16 protein-coding genes and 1 other annotated feature are annotated in these 16,562 nt (G+C 33.1%); of the genes, 4 read left to right on the top strand and 12 right to left on the bottom strand.

Annotated features, from left to right (window positions below; all coding sequences use genetic code 11):
- Positions 1-38: 38 nt before the first annotated feature.
- The 5 genes from BUB47_RS06850 to BUB47_RS06830 form a co-directional block, all read right to left on the bottom strand.
- On the bottom strand, positions 39-929 hold the full coding sequence (locus tag BUB47_RS06850) for a transporter substrate-binding domain-containing protein (protein WP_073184987.1): 891 nt from the start codon (positions 927-929) through the stop codon (positions 39-41).
- A 325-nt stretch (positions 930-1,254) separates the two neighbouring features.
- Complete coding sequence (locus BUB47_RS06845) at positions 1,255-1,986, bottom strand: amino acid ABC transporter ATP-binding protein (RefSeq protein WP_327021367.1); 732 nt, start codon at positions 1,984-1,986, stop codon at positions 1,255-1,257.
- Between the two features lie 8 nt (positions 1,987-1,994).
- Positions 1,995-2,717, bottom strand: a complete 723-nt coding sequence (locus BUB47_RS06840; RefSeq protein ID WP_073184985.1) for an amino acid ABC transporter permease — start codon at positions 2,715-2,717, stop codon at positions 1,995-1,997.
- A gap of 11 nt (positions 2,718-2,728) precedes the next feature.
- Positions 2,729-3,592, bottom strand: coding sequence for a transporter substrate-binding domain-containing protein (locus tag BUB47_RS06835; RefSeq protein WP_073184984.1), 864 nt, complete (start codon positions 3,590-3,592; stop codon positions 2,729-2,731).
- Between the two features lie 71 nt (positions 3,593-3,663).
- Positions 3,664-3,903, bottom strand: a binding site (T-box leader).
- A gap of 90 nt (positions 3,904-3,993) precedes the next feature.
- The gene (locus BUB47_RS06830) at positions 3,994-4,596 is read right to left on the bottom strand and encodes a nitroreductase family protein (RefSeq protein WP_073184983.1); all 603 of its coding nucleotides are present in this window, start codon (positions 4,594-4,596) and stop codon (positions 3,994-3,996) included.
- A 104-nt stretch (positions 4,597-4,700) separates the two neighbouring features.
- Here BUB47_RS06830 and ymfI point away from each other — a divergent pair, with 104 nt between their 5' ends.
- On the top strand, positions 4,701-5,432 hold the full coding sequence (ymfI, locus tag BUB47_RS06825) for an elongation factor P 5-aminopentanone reductase (RefSeq protein ID WP_073184982.1): 732 nt from the start codon (positions 4,701-4,703) through the stop codon (positions 5,430-5,432).
- 248 nt (positions 5,433-5,680) lie between these two features.
- Here the strand turns inward: ymfI and BUB47_RS06820 are convergent, their stop codons facing one another.
- A complete protein-coding gene (locus BUB47_RS06820) occupies positions 5,681-6,973 on the bottom strand; it encodes a M18 family aminopeptidase (protein ID WP_073184981.1) in 1,293 nt (430 codons plus the stop codon).
- Position 6,974: 1 nt separating this feature from the next.
- Positions 6,975-7,523: a DUF3783 domain-containing protein gene (locus tag BUB47_RS06815; protein ID WP_073184980.1), complete on the bottom strand. Its 549-nt coding sequence runs from the start codon at positions 7,521-7,523 to the stop codon at positions 6,975-6,977.
- 99 nt (positions 7,524-7,622) lie between these two features.
- Here BUB47_RS06815 and BUB47_RS06810 point away from each other — a divergent pair, with 99 nt between their 5' ends.
- Positions 7,623-8,522 (top strand): DMT family transporter, encoded by a 900-nt coding sequence (locus tag BUB47_RS06810; protein ID WP_073184979.1) that lies wholly within the window; start codon positions 7,623-7,625, stop codon positions 8,520-8,522.
- A 35-nt stretch (positions 8,523-8,557) separates the two neighbouring features.
- Here BUB47_RS06810 and BUB47_RS06805 read toward each other — a convergent pair whose 3' ends face one another.
- Together BUB47_RS06805 and BUB47_RS06800 are read right to left on the bottom strand one after the other, a co-directional pair.
- Positions 8,558-9,823 carry an L-cysteine desulfidase family protein gene (locus tag BUB47_RS06805; protein ID WP_073184978.1) on the bottom strand — a complete coding sequence of 422 codons (1,266 nt, stop codon included), beginning with the start codon at positions 9,821-9,823 and terminating at the stop codon, positions 8,558-8,560.
- Positions 9,824-9,850: 27 nt separating this feature from the next.
- The gene (locus tag BUB47_RS06800) at positions 9,851-11,059 is read right to left on the bottom strand and encodes a dicarboxylate/amino acid:cation symporter (protein WP_073184977.1); all 1,209 of its coding nucleotides are present in this window, start codon (positions 11,057-11,059) and stop codon (positions 9,851-9,853) included.
- A gap of 260 nt (positions 11,060-11,319) precedes the next feature.
- Between BUB47_RS06800 and BUB47_RS06795 the strand changes: the two genes are divergently transcribed.
- Together BUB47_RS06795 and BUB47_RS06790 are read left to right on the top strand one after the other, a co-directional pair.
- Positions 11,320-11,904 carry a hypothetical protein gene (locus BUB47_RS06795; protein WP_073184976.1) on the top strand — a complete coding sequence of 195 codons (585 nt, stop codon included), beginning with the start codon at positions 11,320-11,322 and terminating at the stop codon, positions 11,902-11,904.
- A 50-nt stretch (positions 11,905-11,954) separates the two neighbouring features.
- On the top strand, positions 11,955-12,287 hold the full coding sequence (locus BUB47_RS06790; RefSeq protein WP_073184975.1) for a cupin domain-containing protein: 333 nt from the start codon (positions 11,955-11,957) through the stop codon (positions 12,285-12,287).
- 70 nt (positions 12,288-12,357) lie between these two features.
- On the opposite strand, the gene BUB47_RS06785 is transcribed toward BUB47_RS06790, so the two are convergent.
- From BUB47_RS06785 to BUB47_RS06775, 3 genes are all read right to left on the bottom strand, one after another.
- Positions 12,358-13,101 (bottom strand): cyclase family protein, encoded by a 744-nt coding sequence (locus tag BUB47_RS06785; protein ID WP_073184974.1) that lies wholly within the window; start codon positions 13,099-13,101, stop codon positions 12,358-12,360.
- Between the two features lie 69 nt (positions 13,102-13,170).
- A complete protein-coding gene (locus BUB47_RS06780; protein WP_073184973.1) occupies positions 13,171-14,778 on the bottom strand; it encodes an amidohydrolase in 1,608 nt (535 codons plus the stop codon).
- 2 nt (positions 14,779-14,780) lie between these two features.
- A complete protein-coding gene (locus BUB47_RS06775; protein ID WP_200779492.1) occupies positions 14,781-16,166 on the bottom strand; it encodes an APC family permease in 1,386 nt (461 codons plus the stop codon).
- Between the last annotated feature and the right edge of the window lie 396 nt (positions 16,167-16,562).

The following is a 16,562-nucleotide window of genomic DNA, read 5'->3' as shown; positions in this document are numbered from 1 at the left end:
CTATACCTCCTATAAAAAATTCCCTGTCAGGGGAATTTTTAATTAGACTCTTCAGATAACTTCATATATGAATCAAACCATGATTCTATTATATTCTTTTCTTTCATTTCTTTTACTACTTCATTCATAACTTCTACTAAATCAGAATTTCCCTTTTTTACAGCTATTCCGGATCCATCTTCATTAGGTATGTCCAGTTCTACAATCATAAGCTCTTCATTTCTATTTGTAAATTGTTGTGCTGGATAGTTTGTAATAAACACTGCGTCTAATGTTCCATTTTTAAGTTCCATTATCATATTGTTATTGTCCGGTATTGAAACTATTTCTGAATCAAAATTTTCTTCTGCATAAAACTGTTGAGTTGATGCAAGTTGCGTTCCTATTTTTTTACCTTTTAAATCATCTAGGGACTTGTACTTATCTGCATCTTCTTTTCTAATAACTATGTCCTGGCCTTGTTCAAAGTAAGGTTCTGAAAAGTCTGCTGCCTCTTTTCTCTCTTCAGTAATTACCATTCCCGCTATTACAAAGTCAATTTCATCTGCTTTTAATGCAGCTAGCAGTCCATCAAATTGCATGTCTTTTATTTCTAGCTTAACTCCTAGTTTTTCAGCTACTACTTTAGCTATTTCAATATCTACTCCAACTATATCGTCTTTTCCGCCATCTATTACATGCCATTCGTATGGTGGATACTCTGCTGCTGTTCCAAGTACTATTGTTCCCTTTTCCTTTATTCTATCTACATTTTCTCCAGTTATTTCTGTAGGAGTCACTTCCATACTTTCTATAGTAGAATTATTTTCAGTTTTATTATTTGCCGTTTCACTGTTTGCCGCCTTATTATTTGCAGTTTTATTACCACAAGCCGTTAAAATTCCCATTAGTATTAATACTGTTGATAATAGATATAATTTCTTTTTCATTTTTTATTCCTCCAAATATTTTTCCCAATAGCTTCCCTTAATAATAAACTCTCATGTATTTGGAAGAGACATTTTGATTACTGCAAGACTTCCGAGAGCTCTTGACCATATTTTTTACAATATTCAAGATTAAGGCCTCCTTTTATGTAATTTTTATTATTATACTGGATTTTACAACTTTTTTCAATGTTTTTTTCCATTTTAGGCATATAAATATATTATTCTTAATATATCACATTTAACTTGTCTTTTCCGATTTTTTAAAAATTTTTTCCTTAATTTTAAAATAAATCAGACCTGTATTTTAGGCCTGATTTATTTTAAGTTAATATACTTTTTTTATAAATTCTCTAGTTCTATTCTCTCTTGGATTTTCAAATATTTCCTTTGGACTTCCCTCTTCAGCTATTATTCCCTTGTCTACAAAAATAACTTTTGAAGATACGTCCTTTGCAAATTGCATTTCATGAGTTACTACTATCATAGTCTGTCCAGCTTTTGCAAGAGCAATCATTATATTTAATACTTCCTCTACCATTTCTGGGTCAAGTGCAGATGTGGGCTCGTCAAATAACATTAGAGCAGGCTCCATACAAAGTGCCCTTGCTATTGCAACTCTTTGCTTTTGACCACCTGATAGTTGAGATGGCTTTGCATTTACATATTCTGCCATTCCAACTTTCTCAAGATTTTCCACAGCTCTTTTTTTAGCTTCTTCTTCTGAAATTCCAAGAACTTTTACAGGCCCTATAGTACAATTTTTAAGTGCGTTTAAATTATTGTACAAGTTAAATGACTGAAAGACCATTGCCATCTTAGCTCTTGCCTTTCTAATATTTACATGTTCGCCTAATAAGTTCTCGCCTTCAAAATATATTGCTCCTGATGTAGGTTCTTCCAATTGATTAATACATCTTAAAAGTGTGCTCTTTCCTGAACCTGAAGAGCCGATTATGGATACAACTTCTCCCTTGTTCACTGTAAAGCTTATTCCCTTTAGAACTTCATTTTTTCCAAAGCTCTTTCTCAAATTTTCTACTCTTAATATTTCTTCCACGTCGCACCTCATATTTGCATTTGATTGCCCATTTGAAGTTCATAACTCTCTGGTCCTTCAAATTTCTTTTCAATCAATCTTAAAATCTGTGTAATTACTGTTGTCAAAAATAGATAAATTAAAGCAACGACTGCATAAGTGTTAAACATGTCAAAAGTCTGTCCTGATATAGACTTTGCTGCAAAGAACAACTCTGAAACTGATATTACATTTAAAACTGATGTATCTTTAATATTTATGACAAATTCATTTCCCGTTGCTGGGAGTATATTTCTCAAAGTTTGAGGAGCCACTACATATAACATAGTTTGAACGTGACTCATTCCGCTGGCATATGCTGCCTCAAATTGTCCCTTGTCTATGGAAATAATTCCACCTCTTACTACTTCAGACATATATGCTCCCGTATTTATGGAAACTATTAAATAAGCAGCAATTGTCCTATCAATTTGGACTCCATAGAACAGTGCTATTCCATAGTAGAATAACATTGCCTGAACTATCATAGGTGTGCCTCTAAATACTAATATATATAAGTTTAATAGAGCCGTAACTACTTTTTGAATTACTCCCTTGCCACCTTTTTGTTTTGGAATTGTCTTTATTGCTCCAACTACCATTCCTATTAGCAGACCAACTATAGTACCCAATATAGAAATTTTAAGAGTTACTATAGTTCCATCTAAGAACATTTGATAATTGTTTTGAAATATTTGAATAATCTTTTCCATTTTACCCCTTCTTAGTTAGCTGCAGGTTGATTTTTAACTGCTTGAGTCATCAGTTCTTGTCTGTCTTCTTCTGTCAATGCATTTAAAATTTCATCTATTTCACCTTTTAGCTCAGACCCTTTTTTTAGACCTGCCGCAATGGTATTTTCGTTATCTTTAACTTCAAATCCCTTGCCTTCATCAAAGTGAACTGATACTAAGTCAGGCATTGCCATTTCAATTGACATTGACTCTGGAACTTCTGCAATATATCCGTCAATTACACCGCTTTGTAGTGCAACTCTCATCTGTGGAAAATCTTCCATAGCTTCTTGTTTGTCCACACCTTTAATTTGATCTAATATGTCATAGTGAACTGTATTTAACTGTCCAGTAATTTTTGCTCCTGCAAAGTCTTCTAATGAAGTTGCATTTTCATATTTTGAGCCTTTTTGAACTATCATTACATAGTCACTTACCCAGTAAGGAGCTGTAAAGTCAATTTGTTCTGCTCTAGCTGCCGTTGGACTCATTCCCGCCATTATTACATCAATTTTATCAGATTGTACTGCCGGTGGAAGTCCATCCCACTGAGTTTTTACTATAACCAGTTCTCTACCAAGTCCCTCAGCTACTTTTTTGGCAATTTCCACATCGTAGCCGCCTGCAAATTCATTAGATTCGTCTATTTTTACTGCACCATTTGAATCATCTTGTTGCGTCCAGTTATATGGAGCATATCCACATTCCATACCAACTCTAAGTACAGGTGTAGCCTCAGCATTTGGATCTGGCTTTTCTGCTGTGTTTGCCTTATTTGCTCCACCACATGCTACTAAGGGAACCAGCATAGTAACTGCCAACAACATTGCTCCTACTTTTTTTAAACTTTTCATTTTATTCCTCCTCCTATAAATTATGTAAACTTTACATAATTAAAAAAACTTTCGAACCAAAGAGAGTCTCTCTCTGGGACGAAAGTTAAAATTCGTGTTACCACCCATTTTTATATATGTCTCACAACATATACCTCGCAAAGTACTACCATACTTTTGTCCTGTAACGTAGGACGTGCACGCTTTGAAATCAAAAAAATCCTCCAAAGTGCTTCAAGTCTTTTTTCAGCTTAAAGTAATTTGTGTTTTTTCACCATCAACACTCTCTAAAAAATCCTTTTTAAACCTACTCGTCTCTTCATAGCTTTTGTTTATTATAACTAGAATAGGGCTAAATATCAAGTAATTTTTAATCCTATATACATTTGCTATCTTATAAAGCTAATTATAGATAAAACATATTATTTAAATAAAACTCTCTTATCAATATCTACCTTGGACTTCTCCTTTGGCTCCTGCAAAATATTTCCAAATACCATTTGAGATTTTAAAATCCACTCTCTTGGAATATTCCACTTTTCTTTTACTTCATCGTCAATTACGGGATTGTAATGTTGCAAATTTGCTCCCAGTCCAAGCTCTCCCAAGGCTGTCCACAAGCCTATAGTAACTATTCCATTTGCATGTTCTGACCACAAGTCTAAATTTGAACCGTAACTGCCTAAACCACTTTTTGCTTCTTCTAGAGCTTTTCCATCTTCAAATATTAAAATAGTGCCATAGCCACTTTTAAATCCATTTATTTTTTCTTCAGTACTCTTAAATTTTTCTTCATCATTTACAATACTTCTAAGAGTTTCCATAACTATGTTTTTCCAGAGATAATCATGGTTTTCACCCATTAGAACTACTGCCCTTTCAGACTGCACATTAAAAGGCGTTGGCGAATAGTACACCACATCTCTTATGGCATTTTTTATATCTTCTTCACTTGATTTTATATTTTTATCCAGTGCATAATAACTTCTTCTCTTTTTTAACATTTCTACAGTTTGTAATTTCATAATGTCCCTCCAATAGTTTGTTAATACCCATAGCTAAATATTAATAACACATTGCCACACTTTCTTTTATAGTTTCATTAATATATAATGACTTTGGTGATATTATGAAAACAGTCTTAATTACAGGTTCTTCTCGTGGAATTGGCAGAGCTATTGCAAAAAAACTTGGCGAGTTGAACTATAGAATAATTATAAATTACAACAACAGTGAGTCTTCAGCAATAGAACTTCAAAATGAAATTAGAAGCTTAAATGTTGATGCTCTTGCAATAAAAGCTGACATTTCACAACTTTCAGAAGTGGAGTCTTTATTTAATACTATTGAAGAAAAATTTGGAGGAGTGGATATTCTAATTAACAATGCGGGAATTTCAAAGACCTCTCTATTTCAAGATCTTTCCCCCCTTGAGTTTCAAGAAATTTTTAATATTAATGTATTTGGAATGTACAACACTATTCACTGTGCTCTTCCCTATATGCTAAAAAAACACGATGGTGTGATTTTAAATATTTCCTCAATTTGGGGCTCAAATGGAGCTTCTTGTGAAGTGGCATACTCTGCAACTAAGGGTGCAGTGGAATCTCTTACTAAGTCACTTGCAGTGGAACTAGCCCCATCAAATATTAGAGTGAATGCCATAGCTCCAGGTGTGGTAAATACTGATATGATGAAGTGCTACTCCAATGAGGACTTACAGCTTATATGTAACGACATCCCCATGCTAAGGCTTGCAGATCCAAGGGAAATTGCAGAACTTGCAGCTTACATTGTATCTGAAAAAAATTCCTATATGACCGGTCAAATTATTGGAATAAACGGTGGAATGTGCGTGTAACAATTTGAGACCTAACAGAAATCTTTGATTTCGTCGTAGGTCCAATGTCAGATTTTCCCAAGGCTGAAAGACTTGGTTGAAAACTACGACTGAGACCTAACCTAACAATCTATAGAAACCTATGGTTTCGTCATAGATTTTATGCAAGAATTTTCCAAGAGAACGAAGTTCGATTGGTTGAAATTTACTGTCAATTAAAATAATTTATTTTAAAAATTTAAAACCCGTGAATTTTTCACGGGCTTTTTTTATTTATAAAGCTCTTCAAATACCTTATATAGATACAAATTGTCATCTACTGATGCAAGTTCTCTTATTGAATGCATTGATAACATTGGATTTCCTATATCAACTGATCTGATATTTAGTTGACTTGCTGTAATAGGTCCAATTGTAGAGCCACCAACTTTATCTGATCTATTGTAAAATGTTTGGCATGGAACATTTGCCTTTTCACAAAGTTGTTTAAATATTCCACCTGAAATTGCATCTGATGTATAAGCTTTATTTGCAGCATATTTTATAGCAGGTCCCTTGCCTAGTTTCGGTTTATTTGTAGGGTCAGCCATTTCTTCAAAGTTTGGATGTGCAGCATGTGCCATATCGGCAGAGATTATATAACTTTTTTCAACAGCTCTTAAAAATTCTTCTCTGTTCTTATTAAGTCCTATTGCAATTCTCTCAAGTACGTCGGAAATCATTGGGCTGTCTGCACCTTGTCTAGATCTACTTCCAACTTCTTCATTATCTGTACAGACCATTACGTTTACACCCTTAGTTGGTTGGTTTTTAACTAGTGCAACTGTACTTGTATATGCCATAGCTAAATTATCTAATCGCCCCACAGAGATAAACTCATCTTTAAGTCCTATTATCTTTCCCTTTTCTCTATCATATAAATACATGTCATATTCTAAAATTTCTTCTTTAGCTACTTTTAATTCATCTGCCAACACTTCTAAAAAGAAATCTTCACTTATTTCTTCCTCTGTAAGTGTTAGAAGTGGCAATGTATGTTTTTGAGGGTTAAATTCAAATCCCTTATTTACATCTCTATTCATGTGAATTGCAAGACTTGGTATAATCATTAAGTCCTTGTCTATATTTAGGAGTCTAACACTTGGATTTAAGACGTCATCTGACTTTAAAACTACTCTTCCCGCAACTGAAAGTGGTCTGTCAAACCAAGAGTAGAGTATTGCTCCTCCATATACTTCCGTATTTAGTGTTACTGTATTTAACTTGTTAATTTCAGGATTTCCCTTTATTCTAAAACTTGGAGAGTCACTGTGTGAACCTATAATTTTAAAGCCATAATCTTCAATATTATTGCTATCTCCAATTGTAAATGCAATTATTGCACTGTCGTTGTTTATAGTAAAGTAAGAACCTTTTTCCTGAAGTTTCCAAGTGTCACTTACTTTTAATTCTTTAAATCCACTTTCCAACAAATAGTCTTTAATGTTTTCTACGGCAAAGTATGAACAGGGGCTTTTATCAATATAGTCAATCATATCTCTTGCCAAACTCAATTTTTCCATTTTACTCCTCCTCTTTTAATGCTTCTACTAATTTATTATATCTCTCTTCAATAATTTCTTCATTAATTTCACTAAAATTTTTAATTTCAATTACATATTCCAATGTCTCTCTTAAATTTTTACTTTCTTTTTTTTCTAAAACATCTTGAGCTCTTTTAACTAACTTTCCCAGTTCATTAAACTTAGTCATAACTAAGTGCTCTTCCTGTATATGCTCCAGTAGGTAAGAAAATTCCCAATCTTTTGAAGTTTCTGTAACAACTGATTTATAGGGAACTGCCAAACCTGCTTCTCTTAAATCTTTTAAAAAGCTCATTAGTGGTTCCCTATCAAAATCCGAAAATAGTAAAAATTCTATTTCAGGAGCCTCCACTGCTTTTTTGTCTTCTCTTTCATATCCAGGAAACTTCATAAGAGTTCCAACTTTTTGTGAAATGTCCTCATAGGAAATTTCGCCTACTTCAATATCGTAATTCTTTGCAGTTTCACAAATTGTATTATATTTTAATTCATCTCTATTAAATCCATATATTAATAATTTCTTATCCAAAATATCATCTCCTAATTTTATATACCCAATGCATTCTAGCTTTACCTTTACCTTTATTATTATAATAGATATAATAAATATATTAAAGGTGGGGTGTTTATGCATAAAAGGGAAACTAATATGTTAAAAGGTCTTATTTTTACCATGCTGGGTGCAATTTTTTGGGGTTTCTCTGGAACTTGTGGCCAGTATCTTTTAAATACCAAGGGATTAAATCCTCAATACATAGTAAACGTTAGACTGGTGTTTTCAGGAGTTATACTCTTTATTATTTCACTGTTTCAAAACGGAGAAAAAACTTTTTTAATATTTAAAAATAAAAATGACACTGTTAAACTAGTCTTATTTGCAATTTTGGGAATACTCTGCTGTCAATACGCTTACTTACAAGCTATCGCTCGAACTAATGCCCCCACTGCAACAGTGCTGCAATTTTTAAGTACCGTTTTTATAATGATTGGAGTATGTGTCAAAGAAAAGAGACTTCCACATATAGTTGAAGTTGCATCTATAATCTTGGCAGTTCTTGGGACAGTTATTCTGGCAACACATTTAAAATTAAATACCCTTGTAATAAGTCCTGACGGACTATTTTGGGGACTATTGGCAGCTTTTGGCGTCGTTATGTACACACTTCTTCCAATAGAACTACTACACAAATACCCAACTTCTGTAGTCACTGGATCTGCAATGATTATTGGCGGAGCAATTATAACTCTTATAAATAAACCTTGGACTCAAAATGTAAACTTTGATGTAATGACTGTTCTGGCATTATCTGGTATGGTTTTATTTGGAACAGTATTTTCTTTTTCACTGTTTTTAACTGGTGTGAGTATTATAGGACCTGTGAAGGGTTCTTTAATTACAGGTTTAGAGGCTGTCTCTGCCCTTGTATTCTCTATTTTATTACTTGGTGAGAGGTTTACACTAATGGATCTTCTTGGCATGCTATCTATACTCTTTGCCGTTTCTATTTTAAGCTTAAAAAAAGAGTGAGAGTAAACTATCAACTGATAATTTACTCTCTATTTTTAACTGCTAAATTCTTTTATATAGTTTTCATTCCCAAGCATTTCATTTAAAATAACTTCATCAGTTTTTTTCATTCCATACTTGGCAATATTTCCAATAGCTCTAATAGTTTCATCTACAGTTGGTTTTACTATTCCATCTCCAACTTCAAAACTATTTCCGCTTTTAGCTTGTTCATATGCCAAAAATGCATTTCTAAGACTGGATGCTATCTTCATTGCACATGACGGCTTTGCTCCGTCACATAACAGTCCTGAATTTACTACAAGACTGTTTGAAAGAGTCTCCTCCAATATTTTTTCTGAAGCACCTTCTAAATATGCAATTCCCACAACTGCTGCCGATGCAGCCGAAACCACACCACAATAAGCTGACAGTTTACCTATTCTCTGCTTTAAATACAAACCTATTAAGTTTGCAAATACTAATGCTCTATAGAGTTCATCACTGTTTATTTTATTTTCTCTTGCATAAAATATTATTGGAACTGAAACTGTAAGACCTTGATTTCCACTTCCTGAATTTATCACTACAGGTTTTTCACATCCACTCATTCTGGCATCAGAACCTGCAGCTGCATAGGCCACTAGCTCTTCATTAAAATCTCTGGCATTTTTATATATTATACTTCCTATATTAGAACCCCAGTCGTTTTTTATTCCCTCTTTGGCTATTTCATAGTTGTAATTTATTTCCATGTCTAAAATAGATTTAATATCTCTGTAGTCGCAAGTTTTTGCAAAGTCATATATCTTATTAAAAGAAAAATCTACACTCTCTTCACTGCTGTTTTTTCTCTTCTCGCTTAATATGACCTCGTCATTTTTCTCTATTAATACAATATTTGTATGGTCATTTTCCACTACTACTTTTGAATAGTTCTCTCCTCTGTGAGCCTCTATTTCAATATATAAATTCGCTATTCCCGGAACCAGTTCTATATTTACTATTCCATCTTCTATTAAACTGTCACATCCTTTTAACTTGCTCTTATCAATACCTGCCAATACTTCTAATTCTCTGGAAGAATCTCCTAAAAAAGCTCCTGATACTATAGATATTTCAAGACCTCTTCTGCCATCAGTTCCAGGTACTTTTACGCTGTTTGCATTTTTTATTATATTGCCTGAAACTCTGGCAATTATTTTATCGGGATTTTCACCCAGTATTTCTCTTGCTTTTGCAGAAGTATAAGCGAGAGCTATGGGCTCCGTACATCCAAAAGCAGGAACTAGCTCCCTTTTCATATACTCTATATAATTCATAATATCTTCCTCCAAATACACTTACTTTTATTCTTCAACAGGTGGAACATACTCAGGATTTCCATTTCTTCCTGGAACTTTTTTAAATATTCCAGTTACCATTAAAGCTATAGCTCCATCACCAGTTATGTTACAAGCTGTTCCAAAACTATCTTGAAGTGCAAATATTGAAAGCATTAGCGCTGTTCCTGTACTGTCAAATCCAAGTACTGAAATTATAAGTCCAAGTGAAGCAACTACTGTTCCTCCCGGAACACCAGGCGCAGCTATTGCAAATATACCAAGAAGTAGAATAAATACTATCATTGTGTGAAACTCAGGTATTTTTCCATATAAAATTTGTGACACTACCATTACAAAAAATGTCTCTGTCAACACTGAACCACATAGGTGAGCATTTGAACAAAGAGGTATTACAAAGTCTCTAATTTTAGGATCTAGAATTTTTGCCTTTCTTGCAGATTTTAATGACACTGGCAGTGTTGCAGCTGATGACATTGTGCCAAGTGCTGTTACATAGGCCGGTCCATAGTGTTTAAATACTTCACTTGGATTTGTCTTTGAAATAATTCCTCCAATTGAATAAAGTAAGGCCATCCAAATAAAATGCCCTACAATTACAATTAATATAACTTTTAAAAATACAGGTAATTCATAAAGTATTGTACCTTGATATGCAAGTTCTGCAAATGTAGATGCAATATAAACCGGAAGTATTGCTATTATTACTTTATCAACTATTGAAAGTACAATATTGTTAAGTTCTAACAACAATTTTTCCCAAGTTTCAGATTTAGTCCATATTACAGCAAGACCTATTAACACTGCTGTGACAAGAGCTGTCATAACAGGCATTATCGGATCTATTGAAAGGCTAAATATCGACTCCGGTATTACTCTGGCATCTGCAGTATTACTCACTATGTTTAAGTGCGGAATTATAATTTCTCCGGCAATTAAACTAAATGTTGCAGCTCCTACTGATGATATGTAACAAATTAAAAGTGTTACCGTAAGTATTTTTCCTGCACTTTCTTTTAAACTCACTATCGCCGGGGCAATAAATCCCAAGATTATTAATGGAACAACGTAGCTAATTAAATCTCCCAAGATGTTTTTTATAACGTCTATAACTACTATTACCGACTCATTGGCTATTAATCCAACTACCATACCTAGTATAATTCCCAAAACTAATTTAAATAATAAACTATTAAAAATTCCCTTTTTTTTCATAATACACCTCCAAAATTAAATTATATATCCATTATATCCCTTTCATGCATAATATAAAATACTGAAATTTAAACTACAACACTTATATATATTCTGAGAACTCGTAACATATGTTACAGAAAAACTTTTCCAATACATGTACTATATATTTAAGTATTAATTGCAATAATTTTTTAAGAAGATTTTAAGTAAAATTATTTTACTTTCTATATTAAAAAATTACTCAGTATATTCGGCTATATAAATGAGAGGGGCTACAAATGAGTCAAACTTTAGGATTTATACACCATTTAATGTATGGTAAAATAACATTTTTAAACAGTGTTACAAATTCAATTTTAGAAATTGCAAAAAGAAAAAAACTTAATGACTTAGTCTATACAGTTAATGAGAAGGGTATTCTTGAAGAAGGACCACTGGAAGAAATTGTAGATGAATTAAATATTCATGGTTGGATTCAAAAGAGAGTGGAATTAGTTGAAGAAAAATTTGCAGCGGCAACTTCACTGTTACTAAGTGAAAAACCTGAATTTAAAGAAGAAATTTTTTCTCTTTTTAATGCGCTTGGAAAAAGTGAAAACTTTAACGGTTCACCTTCTGATGCCTATCGACTTATGATATCTAAATTTTTAGATGATATGCCCTGTGACCATGTACTTTCTGCAGTAGACAATGAAAACAGCGTAGTATTTACAATTCATGAAGATGTTCATGCAGAATACTGGAACACTTATAAAAATGAAAGCTTATACTGGGATTTAAGAAGTGAATATATGAAAGGTGTTTTATCTAATACAAATTACACTTTGGAAAAAATATCTGAAAATTCCTATGAGTTAAAGTAATAAATATATTTGAAATAGTCGTAGAAAGTAAATTTTAAGGATGTAATTTAATGAATAGACGCACTAAGAATATTAATCCAAGCGAAGTTTTAAAATTGTCTGAATTGGTAAATCTGGCAGAAGGACAAGTTGTAAGTAAGACAATATCTCAAAATGACAATGTGAGCATTACACTTTTTGCATTTTCAAAGGGTGAAGAAATAAGCACTCATGAAAGTAGTGGAGATGCACTTGTGACTATTTTAGAGGGAAAATCTGAAATAGTAATAGATGGAGAAAATTTCAGTGTCAGCGAAGGCGAGAGTATTTTAATGCCTGCAGGCTCTCCTCATTCTCTACATGCCTTAGAGGATTTTAAAATGATGTTGACAGTTGTATTTTAAATTTATAAAAATACGCTTTAGAAAACACCCTAAATTAAAATTTTAATCTAGGGTGTTTTTATTTTTTATACTACTTATTCTTTGGAACTATTGCAAAACACCTTGCAGGGTATCCACTTCCACCTACTAATTTTGGAAAAGTACAGAAAATTATTCCACCTTTTGGCGGACACTTATCCACATTTTTAAGTAACTCTATTTGAATTTTATCTTGCTCTAAAATATAGTACTCTACTTCATAGTCCGTCTTTCCTGAACTAATTGGCGACTCCGTATCAGATGTCTCATGCCCAATTGCTCCTATTTCTCTATCTTCAACTAAAAACTTCAAAGCATCTAAACCCCATCCCGGAAAGTTTCTATTTCCCTCATCATCAAAGTTATCCATGTCTTTTGCCTGTCGCTTTGACCATCCACTTTGAAATACTACAAAAGCTCCCTTTGGAATTTTGCCATATTTTTCTTCCCACTCTAAAATGTCATTAAGTTCCATTACATAGTTTTCATTTTTGGAAACTTTATCCTCTAAATCAATTACACACAGTGGATAGACCATTTCCCTAAGTTCAATTTTATCTAGAGTTCTTCCACCGTCTACCATGTGAATTGGAGCATCTACATGAGTTCCATACTGACCTACAGTTTTATAGGCACTGGCATTAAATATAGAATTACTCAAATTACATTTTTCCTCAACTTCAAGATTGTCCCATCCAATCCAGTGAGGAGTTTCAGGGCTTAAATCATGTGTCAACTCAATCCACTCATAGTTTTCTCTTAAATTGTCCAGCACTGTCCACAAACTTAAATCCATACTACCACTCCTTTTTTTATATTAATTGGTTTACTTATAGAAAAAATGCCAGAAATCTGGCATTTTTATTTATTTACTATATACTACTTTTCCACCAATAATTGTCATTGCTGCTTTTATATCTTTTATTTTCATTGGGTCAATTTCAAATATATCTTCGTCTAATACTGTAAAATCTGCAAGATAACCCTCTTTAATTCTTCCCTTTATATCTTCTTCAAATTCTAAATAACTTGAACCGATTGTATAGGCGTCAATTGCCGTATAGATATCCACTTTTTCTTCAGGAAAAAATCCCCCTTCAGGATATCCAGTTTTATCACATCTAGTTACAGCTGCATATATATTTGGAAATGGATTTAAGTCCTCAACAGGCGCATCTGTTCCATATCCAATATGTGCTCCAAGCTTATCAAGTGTGTTAAAAGCATAGGATGTACTTGAAAGTTCAGTGCCAACTCTGTCTTCTACAACGTGCATATCATAGTCTAAAAATATTGGTTGATAATAAACTCCCACGTCTAATTTTGCAATTCTCTCTAAAAGTGGTCTATCTGTTATTTGACAGTGTATTAGAGAGTGTCTTAAGTTATTTTTCCCATTTTCAAAGCTCTTTTCATAGGCGTCAACTGTCTCTTCTATTGCGCCGTCTCCAATAACGTGAGTTACAACTTGAAATCCCCTCTTGCTGGCTTCTGCAACCAGTTTTTCTTGGAAGTCATATTCCATAGCACATACGCCGTGATTGTCTTTGTCTGCAACGTAACCATTTCTCATCTGCGCTGTACTGGCACCAAGACTTCCATCTTTAAACATTTTTATTGGTCCCAATTTTATTTTATTTCCATTGTAAATACTCTTCTTGGCCTCTACATTTAAAACTCTGTCCATTTCCTCTTCTGTATTAGCACAAAATTGGTGTCTATATCTAATATCTACTAAGTCATCTTCATAAATTTTTCTTATTGAATCAAAATCTCCATAGGTATTTGGCGCTGCCACGTCATTAGACTGAACACTTGTAAGGCCTACGCTCTCAGCATATTTAAGCGCTTTGCACATAAAGTCTATTTTTTCCTTTTGAGTATATTCAGGAATTATTTGTTCAATCCACTGAACTGCATTTTCTGTAAGTACTCCTGTAGGTTCGTTGTTTTCATCAAATTCAATAGTTCCACCACGCGGTGCTTCTGTTTCAATGGTTATATTTTTCATTTCTATAACTTTTGAATTTACAGCACATATGTGTCCACATACTCTTTCAAGAACTATTGGAATTTCTGTTGAAATTCTATCTACATCATGTTTATTTAGTATTCTCTTTTCACCAGTTGTAAATAAATCTTGATTCCAACCCATTGTTCTAATTCCATTTTTTACAAGTTTAGGATTTTCTTCAATAAATTTTTTTGTAATTTCAACTATTTCATCAATGGAGCTACAATCCGATAGATCTACTTGAATGTAAGCTGCTCCAACAGATGATATATGACAGTGAGAGTCGTTTAAGCCTGGAAGTACTGTCTTTCCTGTCAAGTCAATTTTTTCATCAAAGTCCATTTTTTCAAGCTCTGACATATTTCCAACTTTTATAATCTTATCATCTTCTACTAAAACTGCTTCTGCAAATTTTTCTCTGTCTATATAAAACTTTCCACCAAAAAATAATTTTTTCACTATTACACCTTCTCTTTTTTTAGTTTCTTATCAAAGTAGATATAAACTACAACACCTATCACTTGTACTACAAGTCCTAAAAACGCATTTACAGGGTCTTCAAAAAGAGTATTTAATACAAGACCTGAAAATAATATAATTGTCAAAATAACACTATAAGGATACATAAACATCTTATAAGGTCTTTCAATTTCAGGATATTTCTTTCTCATAACTATTACCGCAACTATAGTAAGTAGATTATATAACATTGCTGTAAATACTACTAGTGACGTCAATTGATCTAAGTCCCTTGAAAATACCAGTACTATAGAAATAAGCATTTGAACAATAAGTGCCGCTGTTGGAACTTTGTACTTAGGATGAAGTTTTGCAAATGATTTAAAAAAATGTCCCTCAACTGCCATTGCATAGTACATTCTAGGTTGAGCTATAATCAGTCCATTTAGCCCGCCAAACATTGCAAGCGCCATACCAATGGATACTATTACCCCTCCGGTATTTCCCAAAACTCTTATTGCAGCTTCTGTTCCAAGGTATAAATTTCCAGCGTCAATATTTGAAACTATTTCATTATATGGAAGTACTTTGTAAATTGCATAGTTAAAAAGAGTGTAAAGTATTGTAATTCCACCTATTCCAAATATAAGTGCTCTAGGTAAGTTTTTCTTAGGGTCTTTCATTTCCTCTGTCATTGAGTTTAAGTTTGTCCAACCCTCATATGCCCACAAACTTGCCACTGTTGCAAATGCAATCATTTTTACTATTTGAAATATACTAGCATCTCCACCAACCATAGGTTTTAGTGTAAGATCAGGGCTCTGTTCTCCCATAAATAGTGCTGCAAATAGTATAATAAGTATTGGAACTAATTTAGCCACCATTGATATATTTTGTAAAAAAGCTCCTTGTTTTATTCCAAATAAATTGTAAAACGTTAAAAGTATTATAAGTACTGTAGCTATAATTTTTATTTGCATATCTGAAATCTCAAAGAAAGATCTCATTGCCGTAGGAAGAGCTATTGCCATCGCCGCAACAGAACCTGGCCCACCTATAATCCAATCTGTAAATCCCCTTAAAAATCCAACCATAGGGTGAAATGCCTCTGTTAAGTAGACAGTAGAGCCACCTGCTCTTGGCATACTAACCCCTAATTCTGCATAGCAAAGACCCGCTAAAAGGGTTACCAATCCTCCTACAATCCAAGCTAATAATGATAGACCTAAGCTCATTCCAGTTCTCTGAAGTACATAAGAACCTAAATAAAATATTCCTGAACCTATCATTATTCCGCCAATAATACTCACCCCGCCAAACACACCAATTTCACGGTTAAATTCAGTTTCCAGTGTAGTCATCTCTTCAATATGTTTATTTTTACTCATTCTATCCCTCCTCCTTATAAATTTCTATTAATATATCATACTTTCACAATAGAAAGCAATAACTCACTAAATAAACTCCCCTTATTTGTTTTATACAATGTAATATAATATTTATTTTAAAAAGGTTCTATAATAAATGTTGGGGTGAGTACTCCAACATTTATTTTTTTGCAAAAAAAGAATGCACGTATCCCAAAAATCCTTTACCATATAAAGTGACTAAACCAAATAGAAAGGGTGAAATACGTGCAAGATAATTATATACAAAAACTTCTCAATATTAAAGATATTATTGTAACAAATATAACAGAAAATAGTGAAACCATAGAAGTTTCTATTAAGTCTACTAATAATACAGGTATTTGTCCTTGTTGTAAACAGCCTACTACAAGAATT

The organism is Anaerosphaera aminiphila DSM 21120 (assembly GCF_900129925.1).
In the GTDB taxonomy this organism is placed as follows: Bacteria; Bacillota; Clostridia; order Tissierellales; family Peptoniphilaceae; genus Anaerosphaera; species Anaerosphaera aminiphila.
This window is presented reverse-complemented; position numbering and strand designations above follow the sequence as displayed.

Excerpts from the sequence above, each read along its gene's own strand:
- BUB47_RS06850 (WP_073184987.1), bottom strand. The coding sequence starts at position 929 with ATGAAAAAGAAATTATATCTATTATCAACAGTATTAATACTAATGGGA.
- BUB47_RS06840 (WP_073184985.1), bottom strand. The coding sequence starts at position 2,717 with ATGGAAAAGATTATTCAAATATTTCAAAACAATTATCAAATGTTCTTA.
- BUB47_RS06835 (WP_073184984.1), bottom strand. The coding sequence starts at position 3,592 with ATGAAAAGTTTAAAAAAAGTAGGAGCAATGTTGTTGGCAGTTACTATG.
- BUB47_RS06830 (WP_073184983.1), bottom strand. The coding sequence starts at position 4,596 with ATGAAATTACAAACTGTAGAAATGTTAAAAAAGAGAAGAAGTTATTAT.
- ymfI (WP_073184982.1), top strand. The coding sequence starts at position 4,701 with ATGAAAACAGTCTTAATTACAGGTTCTTCTCGTGGAATTGGCAGAGCT.
- BUB47_RS06820 (WP_073184981.1), bottom strand. The coding sequence starts at position 6,973 with ATGGAAAAATTGAGTTTGGCAAGAGATATGATTGACTATATTGATAAA.
- BUB47_RS06810 (WP_073184979.1), top strand. The coding sequence starts at position 7,623 with ATGCATAAAAGGGAAACTAATATGTTAAAAGGTCTTATTTTTACCATG.
- BUB47_RS06805 (WP_073184978.1), bottom strand. The coding sequence starts at position 9,823 with ATGAATTATATAGAGTATATGAAAAGGGAGCTAGTTCCTGCTTTTGGA.
- BUB47_RS06800 (WP_073184977.1), bottom strand. The coding sequence starts at position 11,059 with ATGAAAAAAAAGGGAATTTTTAATAGTTTATTATTTAAATTAGTTTTG.
- BUB47_RS06795 (WP_073184976.1), top strand. The coding sequence starts at position 11,320 with ATGAGTCAAACTTTAGGATTTATACACCATTTAATGTATGGTAAAATA.
- BUB47_RS06790 (WP_073184975.1), top strand. The coding sequence starts at position 11,955 with ATGAATAGACGCACTAAGAATATTAATCCAAGCGAAGTTTTAAAATTG.
- BUB47_RS06785 (WP_073184974.1), bottom strand. The coding sequence starts at position 13,101 with ATGGATTTAAGTTTGTGGACAGTGCTGGACAATTTAAGAGAAAACTAT.
- BUB47_RS06775 (WP_200779492.1), bottom strand. The coding sequence starts at position 16,166 with ATGAGTAAAAATAAACATATTGAAGAGATGACTACACTGGAAACTGAA.